General features: G+C 70.0%; 18 protein-coding genes and 1 riboswitch. Of the genes, 10 read left to right on the top strand and 8 right to left on the bottom strand.

From position 1 onward, the window contains the following. Positions 1–71: 71 nt before the first annotated feature. From DLJ53_RS02430 to DLJ53_RS02420, 3 genes are read left to right on the top strand one after another with little or no spacing between them, the layout of a single operon-like run. Positions 72–782, top strand: a complete 711-nt coding sequence (locus tag DLJ53_RS02430) for a Tim44/TimA family putative adaptor protein (RefSeq protein WP_111342030.1) — start codon at positions 72–74, stop codon at positions 780–782. A gap of 15 nt (positions 783–797) precedes the next feature. Then, positions 798–1,829 (top strand): murein transglycosylase A, encoded by a 1,032-nt coding sequence (gene mltA, locus DLJ53_RS02425; protein WP_111342028.1) that lies wholly within the window; start codon positions 798–800, stop codon positions 1,827–1,829. Then, positions 1,826–2,377: a Smr/MutS family protein gene (locus DLJ53_RS02420; RefSeq protein WP_111342026.1), complete on the top strand. Its 552-nt coding sequence runs from the start codon at positions 1,826–1,828 to the stop codon at positions 2,375–2,377. The genes mltA and DLJ53_RS02420 overlap by 4 nt, the downstream gene beginning before the upstream one ends. A 32-nt stretch (positions 2,378–2,409) precedes the next feature. Here DLJ53_RS02420 and DLJ53_RS02415 read toward each other — a convergent pair whose 3' ends face one another. From DLJ53_RS02415 to DLJ53_RS35895, 4 genes are all read right to left on the bottom strand, one after another. Beyond that, entirely contained in the window at positions 2,410–2,988 is a 579-nt protein-coding gene (locus DLJ53_RS02415) for a hemerythrin domain-containing protein (protein ID WP_202912963.1), read from the bottom strand. A gap of 10 nt (positions 2,989–2,998) precedes the next feature. Continuing rightward, on the bottom strand, positions 2,999–4,033 hold the full coding sequence (gene trpS / locus DLJ53_RS02410) for a tryptophan--tRNA ligase (RefSeq protein WP_111342024.1): 1,035 nt from the start codon (positions 4,031–4,033) through the stop codon (positions 2,999–3,001). Between the two features lie 191 nt (positions 4,034–4,224). After that, complete coding sequence (locus DLJ53_RS02405; RefSeq protein ID WP_202913072.1) at positions 4,225–6,594, bottom strand: pyrroloquinoline quinone-dependent dehydrogenase; 2,370 nt, start codon at positions 6,592–6,594, stop codon at positions 4,225–4,227. Then, a complete protein-coding gene (locus tag DLJ53_RS35895) occupies positions 6,591–6,965 on the bottom strand; it encodes a glucose dehydrogenase (protein WP_111342022.1) in 375 nt (124 codons plus the stop codon). Before DLJ53_RS35895 ends, DLJ53_RS02405 begins: the two co-directional genes overlap by 4 nt. Positions 6,966–7,347: 382 nt before the next feature. Next, positions 7,348–7,437: riboswitch (glycine riboswitch) on the top strand. A gap of 136 nt (positions 7,438–7,573) precedes the next feature. On the opposite strand from DLJ53_RS35895, the gene DLJ53_RS02395 reads away from it, so the two are divergent. Then, positions 7,574–8,824: a D-amino acid dehydrogenase gene (locus DLJ53_RS02395; RefSeq protein WP_111342020.1), complete on the top strand. Its 1,251-nt coding sequence runs from the start codon at positions 7,574–7,576 to the stop codon at positions 8,822–8,824. A gap of 57 nt (positions 8,825–8,881) precedes the next feature. Here the strand turns inward: DLJ53_RS02395 and DLJ53_RS02390 are convergent, their stop codons facing one another. Beyond that, positions 8,882–9,568: a metallophosphoesterase gene (locus DLJ53_RS02390; RefSeq protein WP_162408787.1), complete on the bottom strand. Its 687-nt coding sequence runs from the start codon at positions 9,566–9,568 to the stop codon at positions 8,882–8,884. A gap of 174 nt (positions 9,569–9,742) precedes the next feature. On the opposite strand from DLJ53_RS02390, the gene DLJ53_RS02385 reads away from it, so the two are divergent. Further along, complete coding sequence (locus tag DLJ53_RS02385) at positions 9,743–10,357, top strand: hypothetical protein (protein ID WP_111342016.1); 615 nt, start codon at positions 9,743–9,745, stop codon at positions 10,355–10,357. A gap of 13 nt (positions 10,358–10,370) precedes the next feature. Here DLJ53_RS02385 and DLJ53_RS02380 read toward each other — a convergent pair whose 3' ends face one another. After that, entirely contained in the window at positions 10,371–11,783 is a 1,413-nt protein-coding gene (locus tag DLJ53_RS02380) for a uracil-xanthine permease family protein (RefSeq protein WP_111342014.1), read from the bottom strand. A 340-nt stretch (positions 11,784–12,123) separates the two neighbouring features. Between DLJ53_RS02380 and DLJ53_RS02375 the strand changes: the two genes are divergently transcribed. Next, entirely contained in the window at positions 12,124–13,359 is a 1,236-nt protein-coding gene (locus DLJ53_RS02375) for a urate hydroxylase PuuD (RefSeq protein ID WP_111342012.1), read from the top strand. 3 nt (positions 13,360–13,362) lie between these two features. Here the strand turns inward: DLJ53_RS02375 and DLJ53_RS02370 are convergent, their stop codons facing one another. Both DLJ53_RS02370 and DLJ53_RS02365 read right to left on the bottom strand, forming a co-directional pair. Beyond that, entirely contained in the window at positions 13,363–14,652 is a 1,290-nt protein-coding gene (locus DLJ53_RS02370) for a type I glutamate--ammonia ligase (protein WP_111342010.1), read from the bottom strand. Further along, on the bottom strand, positions 14,649–15,470 hold the full coding sequence (locus DLJ53_RS02365) for an N-formylglutamate amidohydrolase (RefSeq protein ID WP_162408785.1): 822 nt from the start codon (positions 15,468–15,470) through the stop codon (positions 14,649–14,651). Before DLJ53_RS02365 ends, DLJ53_RS02370 begins: the two co-directional genes overlap by 4 nt. 124 nt (positions 15,471–15,594) lie before the next feature. Between DLJ53_RS02365 and DLJ53_RS02360 the strand changes: the two genes are divergently transcribed. From DLJ53_RS02360 to DLJ53_RS02345, 4 genes are read left to right on the top strand one after another with little or no spacing between them, the layout of a single operon-like run. Beyond that, positions 15,595–17,448, top strand: coding sequence for a branched-chain amino acid ABC transporter ATP-binding protein/permease (locus DLJ53_RS02360; protein WP_111342008.1), 1,854 nt, complete (start codon positions 15,595–15,597; stop codon positions 17,446–17,448). After that, positions 17,445–18,599, top strand: a complete 1,155-nt coding sequence (locus tag DLJ53_RS02355; RefSeq protein ID WP_111342006.1) for an ABC transporter substrate-binding protein — start codon at positions 17,445–17,447, stop codon at positions 18,597–18,599. The genes DLJ53_RS02360 and DLJ53_RS02355 overlap by 4 nt, the downstream gene beginning before the upstream one ends. An 18-nt stretch (positions 18,600–18,617) precedes the next feature. Further along, complete coding sequence (locus DLJ53_RS02350; RefSeq protein WP_111342004.1) at positions 18,618–19,322, top strand: ABC transporter ATP-binding protein; 705 nt, start codon at positions 18,618–18,620, stop codon at positions 19,320–19,322. 10 nt (positions 19,323–19,332) lie between these two features. Continuing rightward, positions 19,333–20,220 carry a branched-chain amino acid ABC transporter permease gene (locus tag DLJ53_RS02345; protein ID WP_111342002.1) on the top strand — a complete coding sequence of 296 codons (888 nt, stop codon included), beginning with the start codon at positions 19,333–19,335 and terminating at the stop codon, positions 20,218–20,220. Positions 20,221–20,229: the final 9 nt, after the last annotated feature.

The following is a 20,229-nucleotide window of genomic DNA, read 5'->3' as shown; positions in this document are numbered from 1 at the left end:
GTTAAATGGAGCGACCGGAGCGGCATGGGCCGCGGCGGAGTTCCCAAACCGGGCTGACAGGTTAGCAGTGGATGAGTGAATTCTTCGACATCTACAATTTGATGATCCTGGCGCTCGCCATCGCGATCTTCCTGCGCCTGCGGAGCGTGTTGGGCCGTCGCACCGGGAATGAGCGTCCTCCTTATGATCCGTACACCGCACGCAGCGGCAACGAGTCGCGCGGGAACGACAATGTCGTCTCGCTGCCGCGCCAGGGCGCCAACGCCCAGGCCGGCGGCCCCGAGCCGAGCGTGGTCGAGGAGCGTCTCAAGCCCGTCGCGACCAAGGACACCCCGCTTTACAACGCGTTGAAGGAGATCGTCGTCGCCGATCCGTCGTTCGAGCCGAAGCAGTTCCTGAACGGCGCGCAGATGGCGTACGAGATGATCGTCACCGCCTTCGCCGGTGGCGATCGCGACACGCTGCGTCCGCTTCTCTCGGAAGAGGTGATGGAGGGCTTCTCCGCCGCCATCTCCGACCGCGAGGCGCACGGCCAGTCGATGTCCACGACCCTCATCGGGATCGACAAGATGTCGATCACCGACGCGTCGCTGAAGGCCAAGGTCGCCCGCGTGACGACGCGGATCGACAGCCAGATGATTTCCGCCACCTACGACCGGGACGGCAACCTCGTCGACGGAGACCCCAACAAGGTCGCCGACGTGGTCGACGTCTGGACCTTCGAGCGCCGGGTGGACGTCGACAATCCGAACTGGACGCTGGTCGCTACCGAATCGGCCTGAGACGGCGTTCCAGGAATGGGCGGCCCGGCGGTCACAGTTCCCATCGCCGGACTTCCCGGCTGGTCCGAGGCGGAAGCCGAAGCGCTTTTATCGGGCGTAGCGCGTCACCTCGACCCGCGCGTCCTCGAGCGACCCGCCCAGGCCCCCTGGCTCAGGACCATCGGCCCCGCGCTCGCCCGCCGGGGCCGATCTCACACCGAGACCGTGGCGGACGCCTTCACCGTCTGGCGCCTTCCCGAGACGGGCCTGCTGACGGCCTACTACGAGCCCGTCATCGCCGCGTCGCGCCACCGCACCGGCCCGTTCCAGACCCCGATATACCGCCGCCCGCAAGACCTGGTGCGGGTCCCCGCCCGTGCCGGTCTCCCCGGCGACGGCACCTGGGCGCGTCGGGCCGGCGACGGACGCCTCGAGCCCTATCCCGACCGCGCGGCCATCCGTGGCGGCGCGCTCGCCGGGCGCGGCCTGGAGCTTGCCTACGTGGCGGATCCGGTCGACGCCTTCTTCGCCCAGGTCCAGGGATCGGCGCGGCTCAGCCTGACCGACGGCGGCGAGATGCGGATCGGCTACCACGGCAAGACGGGCCACCCCTACACGGCCATCGGCCGAGTCCTGATCGACCGCGGCTGGCTCCCCGAGGGCGGAGCCACCATGCAGTCTATCCGCGCCGTCCTCGCCGCGAACCCCGGGATCGTCGACGAGACGCTGAACGCCAACCGCTCGTTCGTCTTCTTCCGCGAGCGCCCGCTGGGCGATCCGGCGCTGGGCCCGGTCGCGGCGGGCGGAGTCCCCCTGGTGCCGCGACGCAGCCTTGCCGTGGACCGCACGCGCATCGGGCTCGGAACGCCCATATATGTCGAGACGGACCTGCCGGACATCGGATCGTTCGCGGCCGCCACTATCGCCGAGGATGCGGGGTCGGCCATCGTCGGCCCGGCACGCGGCGATCTCTTCATCGGCACCGGGGACGCGGCGGGAGACATCGCGGGACGGGTGAAGGCCGCCGCGACGTGGACCATGTTCTTGCCCAGGGGCATCGCGCCGTGACGCGCAAACGCCAGCTCAGTTCGACCGAAAAGGCGTTGTGGGAGAAGATCGCCCGCACGGTCGTGCCGCTGCGCCCGGAGACGTCGGTCCCCGCCATCGAGGCGGCCACGCCCACGCCGGAAGCCGAGAAGCCCGGCAAGCCGCCTCGCGTTGCGGCGGAAGCGCCGCAGCCGCAGCCCAAGCCGAAGAAGGTCGGTCCGCAGGTCCGCCCCGCAGCCGACATCGACCGCAAGATGCGTCGGAAGCTGGCGCGCGGCGTCCTCAGCATCGACGCGCGCATCGACCTTCACGGCATGACCCAGGAGGAGGCGCACGGCGCGCTCATCAGGTTCATCACCTCGTCGGCCGGGATGCGCCGGCGGGTGGTGCTGGTGATCACCGGCAAGGGAATGGGGGAGGGCGAGGGCCGGGGGGTGCTGCGCCGCAACGTGCCCCACTGGCTGGCGAGCCGCGACCTCGCCCGTCACGTCGTCACGTTCGGCCCGGCGCACGCGGCCCATGGCGGCGACGGCGCCCTCTACGTCCGCCTGCGCGGCCCGAAGACCTGAGGCATCGCCTGCGGGGCGCGCGTCGCGAAGTCCTAGAGGCCGAGGCCGGGTTCGCTCCGATCGAGGATCAGCGGGACGACGATGTCCTCCTCGTCGTCGAGATGGCGCATCAGTCCGGTGGACGCGCGGGCCAGCCGGTCCGCGAGGTGTGCCGAGGCGCCGGGGACGTCGCCGCGCCCCTTCAGGCCGAGCTGGAGCGCGTTGCCGGCGTCGGCCAGCTCGTGGAGGAGGGCGTCGATGACGTGGTGGTCGGCGTCGAGCAGGTCGAACCCGGCTCCGAGCCGCGCATCGGCCGCGCGGAAGATCGGGAAGTAATGCTCGTCCTCGACGTGGTGGTGCGAGTGGAGCTGCTGGAGGAAGACGTTGAGCCGCGGCGCCAGCCAGCCCATGAACGGACCCGCCTCGACGCGCCCTTCCGCGAACTCCACGGAGCCGGCGCGCAGCATTTCCCCCAGCTCCCGGAACATGTCGTGACGCTGCAGCCAGAACTGCGCGGTCTCGCCGAGATTGTGGTGAGTCGGCCAGATCTCGCGCGGGTAGCGGGCCCGAAGGACCGCGACCTCATCGTCGATGGGACCGCGGTCGAACAGGCCAAGCGGCATGCCGGTCATGCCGGGACGCTCACGTGACGAAGCCGACCACGCGCTTGACGTCGTGCAGGATCGGCGCGGCGATCTCGTTGGCCCGCGCGGCACCGTCGGCGAGGACGGCGTCGAGGTGGCCGGGATCGGCGACGAGGCGGCGCATCTCGTCGTTCATCGGCGCCAGCACCTCGACCGCGAGCTCGGCAAGGGCCGGCTTGAAGGCCGAGAAGCCCTGGCCGCCATACTGCGCCAGCACGGCGTCCTTGGTGGTGTTGGCAAGCGCGGCGTAGATGCCGACGAGGTTGTCCGCCTCGGCGCGGCCTTCCAGCCCCTTCAACTCGGACGGAAGCGGCTCGGGGTCGGTCTTCGCCTTGCGGATCTTCTGCGCGATCATGTCGGCGTCGTCGGTCAGGTTGATGCGCGAGGCGTCGGAGGCTTCCGACTTCGACATCTTCTTCGACCCGTCGCGCAGGCTCATCACGCGGGTGGCCGGACCCTGGATGATCGGCTCCGTCATCGGGAACATGCCATCCTCGCCGTAGCCCAGCGAGGCGAGGCGCTCCGAGTAGTCGTGGTTGAACTTCTGCGCGATGTCGCGCGTCAGCTCGAGGTGCTGCTTCTGGTCCTCGCCCACGGGCACGTGCGTCGCCTGGTAGGCGAGAATGTCCGCCGCCATGAGGTTCGGGTAGACGAACAGGCCCGCCGAGGCGTTCTCGCGGTCCTTGCCGGCCTTCTCCTTGAACTGCGTCATGCGGTTGAGCCAGCCCATGCGCGCGACGCAGTTGAAGATCCAGGCGAGCTCGGCATGCGCCGTGACGCGGCTCTGGTTGAAGACGATCGAGCGCTTGGGGTCGATGCCGGCGGCGAGGTAGGCGGCGGTGACGTTGTGTGTCGCCTGCGTCAGCTCCACCGGATCCTGCCAGACCGTGATCGCGTGGAGGTCGACCACGCAGTAGATGCACGGATATTCGTCCTGCATGGCCACGAACCGGCGCACGGCGCCGAGGTAGTTGCCGAGGTGCAGGTTGCCGGTGGGCTGGACGCCCGAGAAGACGCGGGGAGTGAAGGGCATGGGATCGGTATTCGGAAATGATGCCGCCCTTTATCGCCCGGGGGCCGCCACGGCAACCCGCAGAGCGTCATCGGACCGGCCGGGAGGAGCCGGACAAGGCAAAACGCCGCCCCGCGAAGGGGCGGCGTCGAGGCCCGACCGGGCCGAAAGGGCAGGGGAGCTGGCGTCCCCGGGGGACCGGCCCGGCCGCGTCAGCCCTTCGGCAGCTTGTAGGCGATCACTTCGTCGCCAATCGGCGTCTCCATGAAGTGGTGGCCGCCCGGGCCGATGAGGACGAACTGCTCGCCGTTCACCTCGTAGGTGATCGGGTTGGCCTGGCCGCCCTGGTCGAGCACGTCGCTCCACACCGTCTCGCCGGTCTTCACGTCGATGGCGCGGAAGAGGTTGTCCGTCGCGGCGCCGATGAAGATGAGCCCGCCCTTCGTCACGACCGAGCCGCCGTTGTTGGGCAGGCCGATGGTGAACGGGAGGTGCGAGGGGATCCCGAACGGCCCGTTGCGGCGCGCGGTGCCCAGCGGACGGTCCCACACGGTCTCGCCGGTCTTGATGTCGATCGCGCGGATCCCGCCGTAGGGCGGCGCGGTGCAGGGAACGCCCGTCACGTCGTTGCGCCAGCCGGCGTTGACGTTGATCGCGTACGGCGAGCCGGCCTGCGCATCGCCTGCGCCTTCCGCGTTGGCGCCCTGGTTGCCCTGCTCGTAGATCGGCTTGATGCCGAGTTCGTCGGCCTCTTCCCGCGGGATCAGGCGGTTGTGGTTCGGGATGTCGTTGTAGTTGGCGATGATGAGACCGGCGTCCGCATCGTAGGCGATCGAGCCCCAGTCGTTGCCGCCGTTATAGCCGGGGTACTGGATCCAGAACTTGTCGGCGGTCGGCGGCGTGTAGAAGCCGTCATAGCTCGACAGGCGGAACTGGATGCGGCACCAGAGCTGGTCGATGGGGGTGAAGCCCCACATGTCCTTTTCCTGGAGCGGATCCTTGCGCAGTGTGTGCCACTCGGACACCGGCTGCGTCTTGGACAGCGTGTCCGGCTCCAGCTCGCCGGTGGTCGGCACGTCGACCTCGCCGACCGGGGTCAGCGCCTCGCCCGTCTCGCGGTTGAGGATGTAGATGTCGCCCTGCTTCGACGGCAGAATGACCGCCGGCACCGTCCCGCCGTCGCCGTTCGGGTAGTCGATCAGCGTCACCTGGCTGCCGAGGTCGTAGTCCCAGACGTCCTTGTGCACGGTCTGGAAGGACCACTTCGGCTCGCCGGTCAGAACGTCGATGGCGACGAGTGACGTCGACCAGTCGTTCTCCGCCTCGGAGCGGTTGGACGCCCAGTAGTCGACCGACGAGTTGCCGAGTGGCAGGTAGACGAGGCCGAGCTCCTCGTCCGCCGTCGCGGTGGTCCACATGTTGGGCGTGCCGCGGGTGTAGGTCTCGCCTTCCGGCGGGCCGTTCTTCATCGCCTCGGGGGCGCCGAGGTCCCAGGCCCAGGCGAGCTTGCCCGTCACGGCATCATAGCCGCGGATGACGCCGGACGGCGCGTCCTCGGCCTGTCCGTCCTTGACCTGCGCGCCGGTGACCGCGATGCCGCGCACGATGGCGGGCGGGGCCGTCACGGCGTACCAGCCCGGCACCTTCTCGCCGATGCCGTCCCAGAGGTCGATCTGGCCGCTGTCGCCGAAGTCCTGGCAGAGCTCGCCCGTCCGGGTGTCGGCGGCGATCAGGCGCGCGTCGACGGTGCCCTCGATCACGCGCGTCTTGCAGGGCGCGTCCTCCGGCAGCTCCGGCGCGGTGTAGACGGAGACGCCGCGGCAGGTGGCGCCGTAGGGGATCGCGTCGGGCGAGACCTTCGGGTCGTAGCGCCAGTTCTCCTCGCCGGTGGCGGCGTCGATGGAGATGAGGATGTTCATCGCCGAGCACATGAGCAGCGCATCGCCGACCTTCACCGGGGTGTTCTCCGGCGAGTACTTGCCGATGGCCGCGCCCTCGGGGAGGTCGCCGGTATGGAAGGTCCAGGCGCGCTCGAGGTTGCCGACGTTCTCCGGCGTGATCTGGTCGAGCGGGGAGTAGCGCTGCGCGTTCGCGTCGCCGCCCCAGAACGGCCAGTCCTGGCCGACCTCGGGCTGCGGCTGCGGGGCGCGCTCATCACTCTCGGCGGCGACCTGCGTCGTGGCGCCCGGCGTTTCGGCCGCCGGGGCCGCTTCGGCACCCTCGGTCGCGGCGGTGCCGGCCTCGCCGGTTGCAGCCTGATCGGTCGCGCCGGCATCCGTGGCACCGTCCTCCGGGGACGTTGCGGCGGTGGCACCGGTGGCAGCCGCATCGGGCGCGGCGGCGGGCGCTTCGGCCTCGGCGGCGGCCGGAGCGGCCGGAGCGTCCGGGGTGGCCTCGGCGGCCGCTGGAGCGTCCGGGGCGGCGGTCGCGTCCGGGGCGGTGTCCGTGGTGGCGGGGGAGGCGGGTGCCTCGGTCGCGGCGGGCGCGGGTTGCGTGTCCTGCGCGAGGGCGGGGGCGGTGAGCGCGCTCGTGACGATGAGCGCGGCGGCGAGCTTCGAATGGAGCGGAGTGGTACGGATCACAGTGCACCTTCGCGTGTGCGACGGCCGAGGAGGGGGGTGAAGAGGAGGATGATGACGAAGAGCACCGTCGGCGCGACGACGCGCGGGACCTGCGCCCACCAGTCGGTGCCCACCTCCCAGTAGGCCCATCCCAGCGTGCCGAGCCAGACGAGCAGGTAGAGCCAGATGGCGGCCATGCTGCGCTGCGCGAGAAGCACGGCGACGATGATCAGGCCGAGGCCGGCGAGGCCGTAGTACCAGCTGCCGCCGAGGACGATGAGCCAGGCGCCAAGGCCCAGCAGCGGGAGGCCCAGAAGGGCGACGACCACGGCAAGTATGGTCGTTGCCCAGTGGCCGCGAGGCCGCGAGTGCGGCTCGGATGCGTACGCCACGATAATCCCTCACTTCGGATGGTTTCGGACGGCGTCGGGTCCGCACAAGGTCGGGCTCTGGCTCAGGCCCCGCGGAACTCGATCACCGTGAATGTGTGCTAGGCCAACGCGTGAGGCGGCCAATGGTTCACTATCCCATGATATAGGAGGACTTTGGTCCTTCCGGCGAAAACCGCCCGGGATCCGCGGCGTTTTTTACCGCCATGCCAAGGGTCATGCCAGACATGACCCATGGAACTTTCGTCGATGTCCGATCGGAGCGTGGTGGCTGGACCGGATCGAACCTCGCCGCGCGGGGCGCGCCGTGGCCCCGTTCGGACGGCAAGAATATCACCGTCGAGATCTTGCGGATTTCGGGCCGATATCTTATGTGCGCAGTATTAAGACGGCACCGGGAGAAGGTGGGGTCCGCCCCACCGCCGAAGGAGCAACCGCCCCGGAAACTCTCAGGTCCCAGGACCGGTGTCGTCTCCACACTCCGGAAAGCGGTCGTCCGCCATCGGACGGCCCACCGAAGGAGAAAGCCCCTCGGGGCGAAGCTCTCAGGTTCCAGCACGGAGGGGGCAACGCGGCAACCATCGACGCCGCCCGTGCTGCAGGAGCCCTCTGTGACCCATATTGCCGTCATCGGTGCCGGCGTGACCGGCCTCACGACCGCCTATGCCCTCCTCGACCGTGGCTTCGACGTCACCGTCTACGAGCGCAACCGCTATGCCGCGATGGAGACGAGCTTCGCCAACGGCGGCCAGCTCTCCGCCTCCAACGCCGAGACCTGGACCCAGTGGGGCACCGTGCTGAAGGGCCTCAAGTGGATGCTCCAGGCGGACGCTCCGCTCCTCGTCAACCCGCGCCCGTCGCTCCACAAGATGCGCTGGATGGCCGAGTTCCTGGCCAACATCCCGAACTACCGCGCCAACACGGTGGAGACCGTCCGTCTCGCCATCGCCGCCCGTTCGGTGCTGTTCGACATGGCCGAGCGCGAGGGCATCGACTTCGACCTCGAGAAGCGCGGCATCCTGCACTTCTATTCGACCCCGAAGGACATGGCGCACGCCCGCGACGTGAACGTCCTCCTCGCCGAGGGCGGCCTCGACCGCCGCGAGCTGTCGGCCTCCGAGATCCGCGAGATCGAGCCGGCGCTCAAGGGCGACTTCGTCGGTGGCTTCTTCACCGAGAGCGACGCGTCGGGTGACATCCACAAGTTCACCATGGGCCTCGCCCGCGCCTGCGTGCGCCGCGGTGCCAGCCTGCGCTTCGGTGTGATCGTCGAGGACGTGGCCGCCGTCGATGGCGGCGCGCGGGTCCGCGCGGACGGCGTGGAGGAGATGTTCGATGGCGTCGTCGTCGCCGCAGGCATCAAGAGCCGCGACATCGCCCGCTCCCTCGGCGATACGGTCAACATCTACCCGGTGAAGGGCTACTCCATCACCGTGGAGCTGAAGGACGAGCTGAGCCGTGCGGCCGCGCCGTGGGTGAGCCTCCTCGACGACCGCGCCAAGATCGTGGCGAGCCGGCTCGGCGAGGACCGCCTGCGCATCGCCGGCACCGCCGAGTTCAACGGCGACAACCTCGACATCCGCGCCGACCGCATCCGCCCGCTGGTGTCCTGGTGCGAGAAGTACTTCCCGGCGCTCTCCACCGAGCACGCCGTGCCGTGGGCGGGCCTGCGGCCGATGATGCCTTCCATGCTGCCCCGCGTCGGCCGCGGCAAGCACGCGGGCGTCTTCTACAACACCGGCCACGGCCACCTCGGCTGGACCCTCTCCGCCGCGACCGCCGAGATGGTGGCCGACAGCGTCGCCGCCGAGCTCCGCCCGGAGCGTCCGGCGGCCCGCCCGGCGCTTGCCCTCGCCGCGTAACCGACGAAGGCTCCGTCCATCGGGCGGGGCCTTTTTTCGTGTGGCCCGCCGCCGTGCCTACGGCGCCGGGTCGCTGCTCCGGATGAACCCGACACTCTCGTCGAGGCGAACGGCTGTGAGGGTGTTGGTGAAGTAGGCGCCCGTGTCGACGCCGATGCGGCCCTCGCTCCGCACCGGCTTCGGCTCGGCATAATGACCGTGGACAACGAGCTTGCCCGGCCGCCACGGCGCGCCGGGGTCGGTCGGATGGCCCCACAGCATCACCCGCTCGTCCTGCGCATCGAGGTCGACCCGCGGCTCCAGGTCGGCGTGCACGAACACCACGTCCCCGCTCACGAGGTAGCGCATCAGGCGTTGGCGCAGCAGCGCGACGTGGTCGCCCATCGCCTCGGCGAGCGCGGCGGCGATGTCCGACAGCTCCTCCGCCGCCTCATGCCGGGGCGGGGCGATCCCGTAGGAGGCGAGGGTCTGGACGCCGCCGAAGGTCAGCCAGCTTGCTCCTGCCACCGGGCTGCGCAGGAACGTGAGCAGCGCGTCCTCGTGATTGCCCGCCAGCGCCACCGCGCCCTCGTCGAGCAGCGCCGCGACACGGTCCAGCACCGCCCGGCTGTCCGCCCCGCGGTCGATGTAGTCCCCCAGCAATACGATCCGCGACCGGCGCTCGTCGTCGTGCGTCAACCGGTCGGCCTCGATGCGATCCATCAGCGCATCGAGACAATGGGCTTGACCGTGGACGTCTCCCACGGCGTAAATTCTATCATAGGATGCAACGACGGGTGAGGTTCCCGCGTGCCGGGTGCGGCGCAAGAAACGGAGCAACGGGAGCCTCCTCGATCCACGGCCGGAACGAAGGCGAGCGCCGGCGCCGTTTTCGGCGGAAGTCGTTCACCTTCGAGGAAAGATAGGGTTGGGACAAGAATGCAGTCTACCGGCAACCGCAATACCCGGCCGTTCGGTCGGTGGGCCGTGCGCCTGTCGTGCGCCGCGCTCCTCGCCATGGGCCTTGCCGCCTTCGGCGCGATCGTCGCAGACGCGCCCGGGCTCTCGGCGAAGAGCCGCGTCGCCGTCGGACTCGACAGCTGGTACCCGCAGTCGTCCGCCGCGCTCTACAACCGCTCGCTCTACATGCTGGACCGGGCCAGCACCGCATCCCTCCGCTGGCAGGAGGAACGGCTGTCCCTGAAGCTGGCGCTCGCGGGGATCGAGGCGGCCCCGGCCAACGCCTACGCCTGGAGCGTCGCCGCGATCGCCGCCGCATCCGCGGGGTTCGACGACTTCGCGCGCACGGCAGCGGCCCGATCCCGCGTCCTCGCGCCCAACACCGCGCGTGTCGCGATGCAGCGTCTCGTGCTCGCCGATATCGAGCTGCAAGCCGCGGACGCCGGGACGAGAGACGGGGTGCGCCACGACCTCGAAGTGGCGCGCCGGCACGAGCCGGACGCGCTCGACACCCTCCTTCGCAACGCGCCGCCGACGGCGGAGGCGCTCCACCGCCTCGGCGCATCCGAACCAGTCGCCGGCACCTCCGGCTAGCCCACGGCCCCGGTCAGTGGGACGGCGTCGACCGCAGGTAGGCGTCGTGGCGCACGCCCTCCGGCTCCTCGACCGTCTGGTCGTCCGGGAGCGTCTGCGGCAGCAGGAGGTTCAGGAGGATGGCGATGGAGGCCGCCGGCAGCAGTCCGGAGGACAGCAGCACCTTCACCGTCGGGTCCGCGTGCTGCAGCGCGTCCGGCTCCAGCTGCAGTCCCAGCCCGACCGACAGCGCGACGCCGAAGATCACCATGTTGCGCCGGTCCCAGTCGACCTCCGCCAGCATGCTCACCCCGGCCGAGACGATCATCCCGAACATCACGATGACGCCGCCGCCCAGCACCTCGATCGGTATCGTCGCGATCACCGCGCCGATCTTCGGTACGAAGCCGCAGACGATGAGGAAGATCGCGCCGATCGTGACGACGTGCCGGCTCATCACGCCTGTGATCGCGATCAACCCGACGTTCTGCGAGAACGAGGTGTTGGGCAGCGCGCCGAAGACGCCGGCGATGGCCGAGCCGAGGCCGTCCGCGAAGGTCGCCCCGCGAATCTCGACGTCCGTCGCCTCGCGCCCGGCGCCGCCCTTGGTGATGCCCGACACGTCGCCCACCGTCTCGATCGCCGAGATCACACCCATGAGGCAGAAGCCGATGATCGCCGCGAACGAGAACTCGACACCGAAGTGGAAGGGCTCGGGTACCAGCAGCCAGGACGCGCGGGCGACGTTGCCGAAGGACACCATGCCGAGGACCAGCGAAACCAGGTAGCCGGCGACGAGGCCGACGAGGATCGCCGAGATCGACCACAGCCCGCGGGCGAAGAACTTCAGTCCGAGCGTCACGAGGATCACCACGCCGGCGACGAACCAGTTCTTCGCCGAACCGAACTCGGGCGTGCCGATCGCCGGGACGCCGCCCGCCGCGTACTGGATTCCGACCCGCACGAGCGCGAGGCCGATCATCAGCACCACGAGGCCGGTCACCAGCGGCGGCAGCGCGAAGCGGATCCGGCCGACGAACGGCGCCAGCGAGGCGTGGAACAGGCCGCCGCAGATGACGCCGCCGGTGATCGTCGCCATCGCCTCGACGCCCTGGCCGGCGACGAGCGGGATCATGATCGGGATGAAGGCGAAGCTGGTGCCCTGCACGATCGGCAGCCGCGCACCGACGACGCCGAAACCGATCGTCTGGAACAGCGTCGCGATGCCTGCAAAGGTCATCGACACCTGGATCATGTAGACGAGATCGCCGACGCCCGGCGTCCCGAACCCGAATCCCGCGGCGCCGGCGACGATGATGGCCGGCGTAACGTTCGAGATGAACATCGCGAGGATGTGCTGGATGCCCAGCGGCACCGCCTTGGCGAGCGGCGGCATGTAGTTCGGATCCCTGAGCTGCTCCGGTGTCCCGAGGCCCTTCATCGCCATGGTCGTTCTCCCCTCCATGCGTCCGTCCGCCCCCGTGGCGAGGGCCCTGCCGCGAGGAACCCGGCGCCGCCCGCCGCGACGCATCGCGGAGCAGGTGCGGCCGCATTGGTGCCCCCGGCGGCGCGGCTGAAGTCCTGCAGGACGGGTGCCAGTCGCCGGGCCTTCGCCGCCGTGGCGCGACGCCGGCAGGGGAGGGCGCGGCGGCACCGGCAATCGCAGGACCGGGGGAGGGCTCTGGGGAGACAGCGCGATCCGTGGTTGTCGCCCCGTTCGCGCGGCGGCATCGTTCTCGCATGACCCACCCCGATCCCCGCGGGCGCGGGCATGACGGGAGGTGGCGATGGTCCTGGAATACCTGTGGGAGTGGTCGATGTTCGCCCTCAGGTGGCTCCACATCGTGGCAGCGATCGCCTGGATCGGCTCGTCGTTCTACTTCATCGCCCTCGACCTCGGCCTGAAGAAGGCGAAGTCCGCCCCCGCCGGCGTGCTCGGCGAGGAGTGGCAGGTCCACGGCGGCGGCTTCTACCACATCCAGAAATACGGCGTCGCGCCGGAGCACATGCCGGACGACCTCGTCTGGTTCAAGTGGGAGGCCTACACCACCTGGCTCTCCGGCTTCGCGCTGCTCTGCCTGATGTACTACGCCGGCGCGCACCTCTACCTCATCGACCCCACCGTCATGCCGCTCTCGACCGGCGGGGCGATCGTCATCTCGCTGATCGTCCTGGTGGCCGGCTGGATCGTCTACGACCAGCTCTGCAAGCGGCTGATGGAGGCCGGCGACACCACCGTCTTCATCATCCTGTTCCTGTTCATGGTGGTCGTGGGCTTCCTCCTCACCCACGTCTTCTCCGGGCGCGGCGCATTCATCCACGTGGGGGCGATGACGGCGACGATCATGGCCGCCAACGTCGCCATGGTGATCATCCCCAACCAGCGCGTGGTGGTGGCGGACCTCATCGCCGGGCGGCGGCCGGACCCGAAGTACGGGAAGATCGCCAAGCAGCGCTCGCTGCACAACAACTACCTGACGCTGCCGGTCATCTTCTTCTTCCTCGCCAACCACTACCCGCTGGCGACGTCGACGCGCTTCTCCTGGGTGATCATCGCCATCGTCCTGGTGATGGGCGCCGTGATCCGCCACTACTTCAACACCAAGCACGCGACCGGGCGGCACCTCGTCTGGACCTGGGTCGTGACGGTGATGCTGTTCCTGGCGATGGTGGCGCTCTCCACCTACCCGCTGGTGCGGTCGATGCCGCAGGAGGAGGCCGCCGGCATCCCCTTCGACCCGATGGACGCGGGCATGACCGCGCTGGTCGCGTCGGACGCCTTCCCGGAGGCGCAGAACGTGATCCTGGCGCGCTGCTCCATGTGCCATTCGCGCCAGCCGCTCTGGGAGGGCATGGTGCACCCCCCGCTCGGCGTCGTCCTCGAGACCGACTACGACATTGCCAGGGAAGCCTCGCGCATCGCCCGCCAGGCCGTCCTCTCCCACGCCATGCCCCCCGGCAACGTCACCGGGATGACGGCCGACGAGCGGGACGCGATCGGGCGCTGGCTGCGCGACGGGTAGGCTTCAGAGCACCCGGGCGAGCTGGGCGCCGTAGTTCGACGACTTCGCCGCATCGTTGATCTCGTTGCGGCGGACCGAGCCGTAGGCCCGCCAGAACGTCTCGCCGAACCACTCCGCCGCGAACGGCTCGGCGGCGGCGAGCACCTCCGGCAGCGAGGCGGCGACCCGGCGGATGCCGCGGGCGGAGCGCTCCTCCTCCGAGAGCGTCGCGGGGTCCTGGTCGACGCTCACCGGCACCGGCAGCTCGTCGCGAATCCCGGCGAGGCCGGCGCGGACGAGTGCCGCCAGCGTCAGGTATGGGTTCGCCGAACCGTCCGTCACGCGGTACTCCATCGACGCGCCGGGATTCGAGCCGTCCTTGTCCGGCTGGCGCGGGACGAAGCGGATGGCCGCCTCGCGGTTCTTGATCCCGACGCAGTTGAAGGCGCCGACCCAGGACGACGGGGCGATGCGGTCGTAGGAATTCGGCGTCGGCGCGGTGTAGGCCATCACCGCATCGATCTGGCGCAGGATCCCGGCCGCGAAGCTCCCCGCGACCGCCGTCGGCTGGCCGTTGTGCCCCGTGACCGGCGTGCCGTCCCGGTCCCAAAGGCTCATGTGGACGTGGACGCCGCTGCCGGCCTCGGTGAGGTCCGGCTTGGGCGCGAACGTCGCCCTGAGGCCGCGTGCGAGCGCCGCGTCGCGGATCGTCTCGCGCGCGAACACCGCCTCGTCCGCCGCCCTCAGCGCGCCGCGTACGGGGCTCGAGATCTCGAACTGGTGGTGGCCGAACTCGGACATGAACTGGTCGAGGCGGGTGCCGGCGGTGGCGAGCGTCTCGAACACCTCAGCCGCCAGCTCCGACACTGCGCGGCTGCCGGGCAGCGAGTAGGCGGGTGCCGAAATCTCGGTCAGGCCGTGGATGTAGAGCTCGTGCTCGAAGCCGACCTTCAGCTTGTAGCCGGCGTCCTCTAGGTCCGCGAGGGCGCGCTTCAGCTGGCTGCGGGCGCATGCCTCCCAGAACGAACCGTCGGGCTCGGTGATGTCGGCGAGATAGACCTCCATCGCCGGGCGGCTCTCGCGTGCCGGGAGCACGATCTTGCGCTTCGGATCGGCGATGAGCCGCGTCTCGCCCATCGGGCCGAAGGGGTTGTCCGGCGGGATCGTGTTGGAGGCCGACAGGCAGACGTTGGTCGGCACCCACGGCATGCCCGACTTCAGCACCCGGTCGAGAAGCTCGACGGGAACCGACCGCCCGCGGAAGATGGCCGACAGTTCCAGGTTTCCGATGAAGGCGAAGCGGGGGGAGCTCATGGGGTCGCAATCCGGTCGAGGGCGAGGGGGATGATCCCGGCGAGGAGGGCGGCGGCCGCGGCGACGCCCTCCGCATCGCCGATGGTGTCCTGGCGCACCTCGACGAGCGTGGAGACAATGCCGCGCCGCTCCGCATGCACTGGGATGGCGTAGTCGCTGGCGTCGTCGACCTCGTAGGGCACGTTGAGCCCCGCGTTGACGCCCCGTTCGGCGAGGATCGCGGCGAGCGCCAGGGAGAGCGCCGGCTGCCGGTTGTAGAGGAAGGTGATCGGCCACGGTCGCGCGCCCGGATAGTCGCGATGCTGCGGCGTGAAGGAGTGGACGGCGACGAGCACCGTCGCCTCGCCCCGCGCGGCCCGCCGGTCGAGGCTGGCCTCGATCGCGGCGTGGTACGGCATGAAGATCTCGGCCACCCGGGCGGCTGCCCCGGACGGCGTGATCGCGGCATTGCCGGGGACGGTCGTGCCGTCGACGCGGCGCGGCATCGCGTCCGGCGCGTGCGGCGGACGGTTGCAGTCGATGACGAGGCGGCTGTAGCGCTGGGCGATCAGCTCGGCGTCCAGCGCGCCGCTCAGCCGCTCCGCCACCGCGAGGGCGCCGATGTCGTAACCGATGTGCCGGCAGAGATCTTGCTCTCCGACCCCCAGCGCGACGTTCGAGGGGACCCGGTGGCCGGCATGATCGCACGTGAGGAGAATGCGCGTCGCGGCGCCTTCGCGCAGCCGCATGACCGGCGGCGGGTCCTCGGGTCCCAGGCAGCCGCCCTCCCATCGGGGCCCGCCCGGGTCGAGCGGCGAGGGAAGTGTCGTGCCGGACAAGGTCATCTTATACCGGTGGCACACTGCGCGGGGGCTGGCAAATGCCATCCCCCTGAAAGATCGTTTCGTTTGACAACAAACAAGGTGCAGGCTTTCCTTCCATTTGAAACGATGTCGGGGGATCATGGCTGCGACCGCCCTTGCTGACCTGCCGCGCCGTCGTCTCGCCCGCGAGATCGGGCAGACGGTCCTGATCGTCGTCGCCCTGACTGCCGTCGCGGTCGGGCTGTGGGCCGTCCTCGGCCGCTCGGGCGAGCGGATCGCCATCCAGATGTGCGTGTTCGTGACCGCGGTGGTCGCGCTCGGCGTCTTCACCGGCAACTCGGGGATCGTCTCCTTCGGCCACTCCGCCTTCATGGCGCTCGGGGCGTACACGGCGGGGATCCTGGCGCTTCCGGCGCTGATGCAGCGCACCGCCCTGCCGCAGCTTCCCGCCGCGCTCGCGGGGTGGGAGCTCTCGCCATGGGTGGCGCTGGTGCCGGCGGCGCTCGCCGGGCTCCTCGCGGCGGCCGCGAGCGGGCTCGCCATCGCGCGGCTGAGGGGGGCGTCCGCCACCATCGCGACGCTCGGCCTCCTCATCATCGTCCACTCGGTGCTGATCGGTGCGCGCGAGATCACCCGCGGCAGCCAGACCTTCTTCGGCGTTCCGCGGGTCACGACCTTCTGGGTCGCCCTCGGCGCGGCCGTCGCCTTCGTCGTTCTGGCCCGCCTCTACCGGGAGAGCCGCTGGGGTCTGATGCTGCGGGCCGTGCGGGACGACGAGGCCGCCGCCACCGCGCTCGGCATCGACGCGCGGCGGATGCGCTACCTCGCGTGGATCGGCTCGGGCGCGATGGCCGCCATCGCCGGCGCCCTCTACGGCTTCATGCTGGGCGCCTTCTCGCCGACGACCTTCTACTTCGGCCTCATCTTCTCGCTTGTGGCGATGCTCATCATCGGGGGCATGGCCACCGTCTCGGGCGCAGTCACGGGCGTCGTCCTGGTGACATTGCTGCAGGACGGGGTGCGCCGGCTCGAGGGGGGCTTTACCCTCGGCGGGGTGGAGCTCCCGGCCGTCTTCGGCCTCACGACCGTGGCTCTGTCGGTGGCGATCCTGCTCATCATCTGGCTCCGGCCGGAAGGGCTGATCGGCACCCGCGAGGCAACCTTCCCCGGTCTGGGCCGTTTGATCGCCGTTGTCCTTCCGCGACGCGAGATCGCCCCGGCCGCGCCCGTCCACGCCACGCAACCGCTTACCGTGAGCCGGCTAACGAAAAGCTTTGCCGGCTTAAAGGCCGTGGATCACGCGGATTTCTCGGTCCCTCCCGGGACCGTCACGGGCCTCATCGGACCGAACGGGGCCGGCAAATCCACCGTCGTGAACCTTCTCACGGCACAGTTCTTAGCCGACGAAGGATCGATGCGCTTCGGCGAGACCGAGCTGAAGGGGCTGCCGGCGCACCGGATCGCGCCGCTGGGCCTCGCCCGCACGTTCCAGAACCTGCGCCTCTTCGGCACGCTGACGGTCTACGAGAACGTCCTCGTCGCCGCGCTCGCCGCCGGCCACTCCCCGCACGCCGCGAGCGCGCTGGCGCTGCGGGAGATCGCGGCGCTGGAGCTAGGCGAGGTCGCCGACATGGTCGCCGGCTCGCTCCCCTACGGCGCGCGCAAGCGCCTCGAGATCTCCCGCTGCCTCGCGCAGGAGCCAAGCCTCATCCTCCTCGACGAGCCGGCCGCCGGCATGAACCCGGACGAGACGAGCGACCTCGCCGACCGCCTCCTCCGGCTGACCGAGGAGCGTGGCATCGGCCTCCTCCTCATCGACCACGACCTCGAGTTCGTGAACCGCCTCTCCTCGTCCATCGTCGTGATGAACCGCGGCAAGGTGATTGCATCCGGCACACCCGAAGCGATCCGCCGGGATCCCGCGGTCATCGAGGCCTACATCGGCCGCGGCAGAGCCCGCACCAGAGACACCAGGGAAGGAGCACCCGCATGAGAACGTCCGTCTCGGCCCTTGCGATCCTTGTCGCAGCCGGCCTCGCCACCCCGGCATCGGCCCAGGAGGAGTACAGGATCGGCGTGATGAGCGCCCAGTCCGGCTACCTCACCCCCTACGACCAGCCGAGCTACGCCGGCTTCAAGTACTGCGTCGACAAGATGAACGAGGCGGGCGGCCTCGCCGGCAAGTACCAGGTCGTCCTCGACGTCCGCGACACCCGCTCCGACATGGCGGAGACCGTCAAGGTCGCGCAGGAGATGGTGGACAACGGCGCGCAGTTCATCGTCGCCTCCGCCGACGCCGACCCCACCATCGCCGCCGGCCAGATCACCCAGCCCGCCGGGATCCCGACGATGACGTTCGCGGGCACCGCGCCGGTGCTCACCCAGGTGGGCGACTACATCTTCGGCTCCTACCCCGCCGACAACCAGCAGGGCACCGTCCTCGCCGACTTCGCGGCGGAGCAGGGCTTCAAGAAGGTCTACATCGTGAAGTCCCCCGACAGCGCCTACACGATGGGCGGGCCGGAGTACTTCGCGGAGGTGTTCAAGGGCAACGGCGGCGAGGTGGTCGGCGAGTCGCTCTATTCGCTCAACCAGCCCGACTTCTCGGCCATCGTCACCAACATCAAGGCGACCGAGCCGGCGCCGGACCTCATCGTGACGTGGGCCTGGGAGCCGGACTTCCCGGCCTTCATCAAGGCGCTGCGCGGCGCCGGCCTCGACACCCAGGTGATGGGCGGCGACGTGCTCGACACCCCGACGATCCGCGGCCTGGGCGACGTGGTGGACGGCACCTACCACACCTCCGGCGGCTTCCCGGAGGAGGGCTCGCCCTACGGCGACTGGGTGAAGGAGTACACCGAGGCGACGGGCTCCGAGCCGGACAACAACTACTACGTCAACGGCTGCGACATCGCACACATGATCGAGCAGGCCGTCGAGGCGGCCGGCAGCACCGACCCCGAGGCGGTGCGCGACGCGCTTGCGAATATCGAGAACGGCGAAGGCGTCATGTCGAACTTCACGTTCAAGGGGACGGACCGGATGCCGCTGCGCCCTGTCGTGATCGCCAGGATCCATGGCGACGGCACGAAGGAATTCGTCGCGCGTGCCGAGGCGGATCCCGAAAAGCTCCCGGCGCCCTGAGCGGACGGGACCGATCCGATGCTCACCGTTCGCGGCCTCGACGTTCACTACGGCTCGGTCCATGCCCTGAAGGGCGTGGACCTCGAGGTCGCGCGCGGCACCGTCACGGCACTTCTCGGCGCCAACGGGGCGGGCAAGACGTCGACGCTCATGGCCGTCGCCGGCGCCCGCCGCGCATCCGGCGGCGCGATCGAGTTCGAGGGGCGGGCGCTCATCGGCATGCGGCCCGAGGCGATCATCCGCTCCGGGATCGGCGTGGTGCCGGAGGGGCGACGGGTCTTCGCCTCGCTCACGGTCGAGGAGAACCTCAGGGTCGCCGGCAGCCTCCACACCGACAGGGCCGAGGCCGAGCGGCTGCGCGGCGCGATGATGGAGCGTTTCCCGATCCTCGCCGAGCGCCGCACCCAGCGGGCGGGTCTCCTGTCGGGCGGCGAGCAGCAGATGCTGGCGATCGCCCGCGCGCTGATGTCCGCCCCGCGCCTCCTCCTGCTCGACGAGCCCTCGCTGGGCCTCGCGCCGCAGATGGTGGACCGCGTCTTCGACCTCATCGCCGAGCTGAAGGCGGAGGGTCTGGCGATGCTCCTGGTGGAGCAGAACGTGCCGCTGTCCCTCGAGATCGCCGACCGCGTCGTGGTCCTCGCCAACGGCCGCGTCTCGGTCGCGGGCACGGCGGAGGAGCTCGCCGGCAGCGACCTCATCCGCGGCGCCTACCTGGCGGCCTGAGGGGGTGGCGATGGACTACGTCATCCAGCAGGCCGTCAACGCGCTCTCCCTCGGCGGCATCTACGCGATGCTGGCGCTGGGGCTCGCCATCGTCTTCTCCATCGTGCGCCTCATCAACTTCGCCCACGGCGAGATCATGACGGTGGGCGGCTACGGGGTGTTCGCCGCAACGGTCTTCGGCCTGCCGATTCCGCTCGCCGTCGCGACGGGGATCTTCGCGGCGGTCTTCGCGGCCGTCGCCATGGAGCGCGTCGCCTTCCGGGCGATGCGCGGGGCGAGCGTGGTCTCGCTGCTGATCACCAGCTTCGCCATCTCCGAGATCCTCAAGGTCCTGTTCCAGAACGGGATCTCGGCGCGGCCCAAGCCCATCGCCCTGCCGGCGTCGCTCTCCGGCACGTACCAGATCGGCGAGATCACGGTGGGGGTCATCCCGACGATCTCCGTTGGGACCACGCTCCTCGCCCTCCTCGGCCTGTCGCACTTCCTGCGGCGCACTGAGACGGGGATGGCGATGCGGGCCGCCGCGGAAGACTTCGAAATGCTGCGGCTCCTCGGCGTTCGCGCCGACCGCGTCGTCGCCGCCGCCTTCGCGCTCTCCGGCCTCCTCGCCGGCATCGCCGCGGTGGTGTGGACGGCGCAGCGCGGCTCTGTGGATCCGCTGATGGGCTTCTACCCCGTGCTGAAGGCGTTCATCGCCACGGTGCTCGGCGGGCTCGGGAGCCTGTCGGGCGCGATCCTCGGCGGCTTCTTCGTCGGCGCGGTGGAGGTTTTCAGTCAGGCCTTTTTGCCCGATAGCCTGTCGCCCTATCGCGACGCCATCGTGCTCACCACCGTCATCGCGGTCCTCCTCGTGCGGCCGGACGGGCTCGTCCCCGCCGCCAAGGTCGATCGGTCCTAGAGAGAGAGA

Origin of the sequence: Acuticoccus sediminis (genome assembly GCF_003258595.1) — a bacterium.
Classification (GTDB): Bacteria; Pseudomonadota; Alphaproteobacteria; order Rhizobiales; family Amorphaceae; genus Acuticoccus; species Acuticoccus sediminis.
This window is presented reverse-complemented; position numbering and strand designations above follow the sequence as displayed.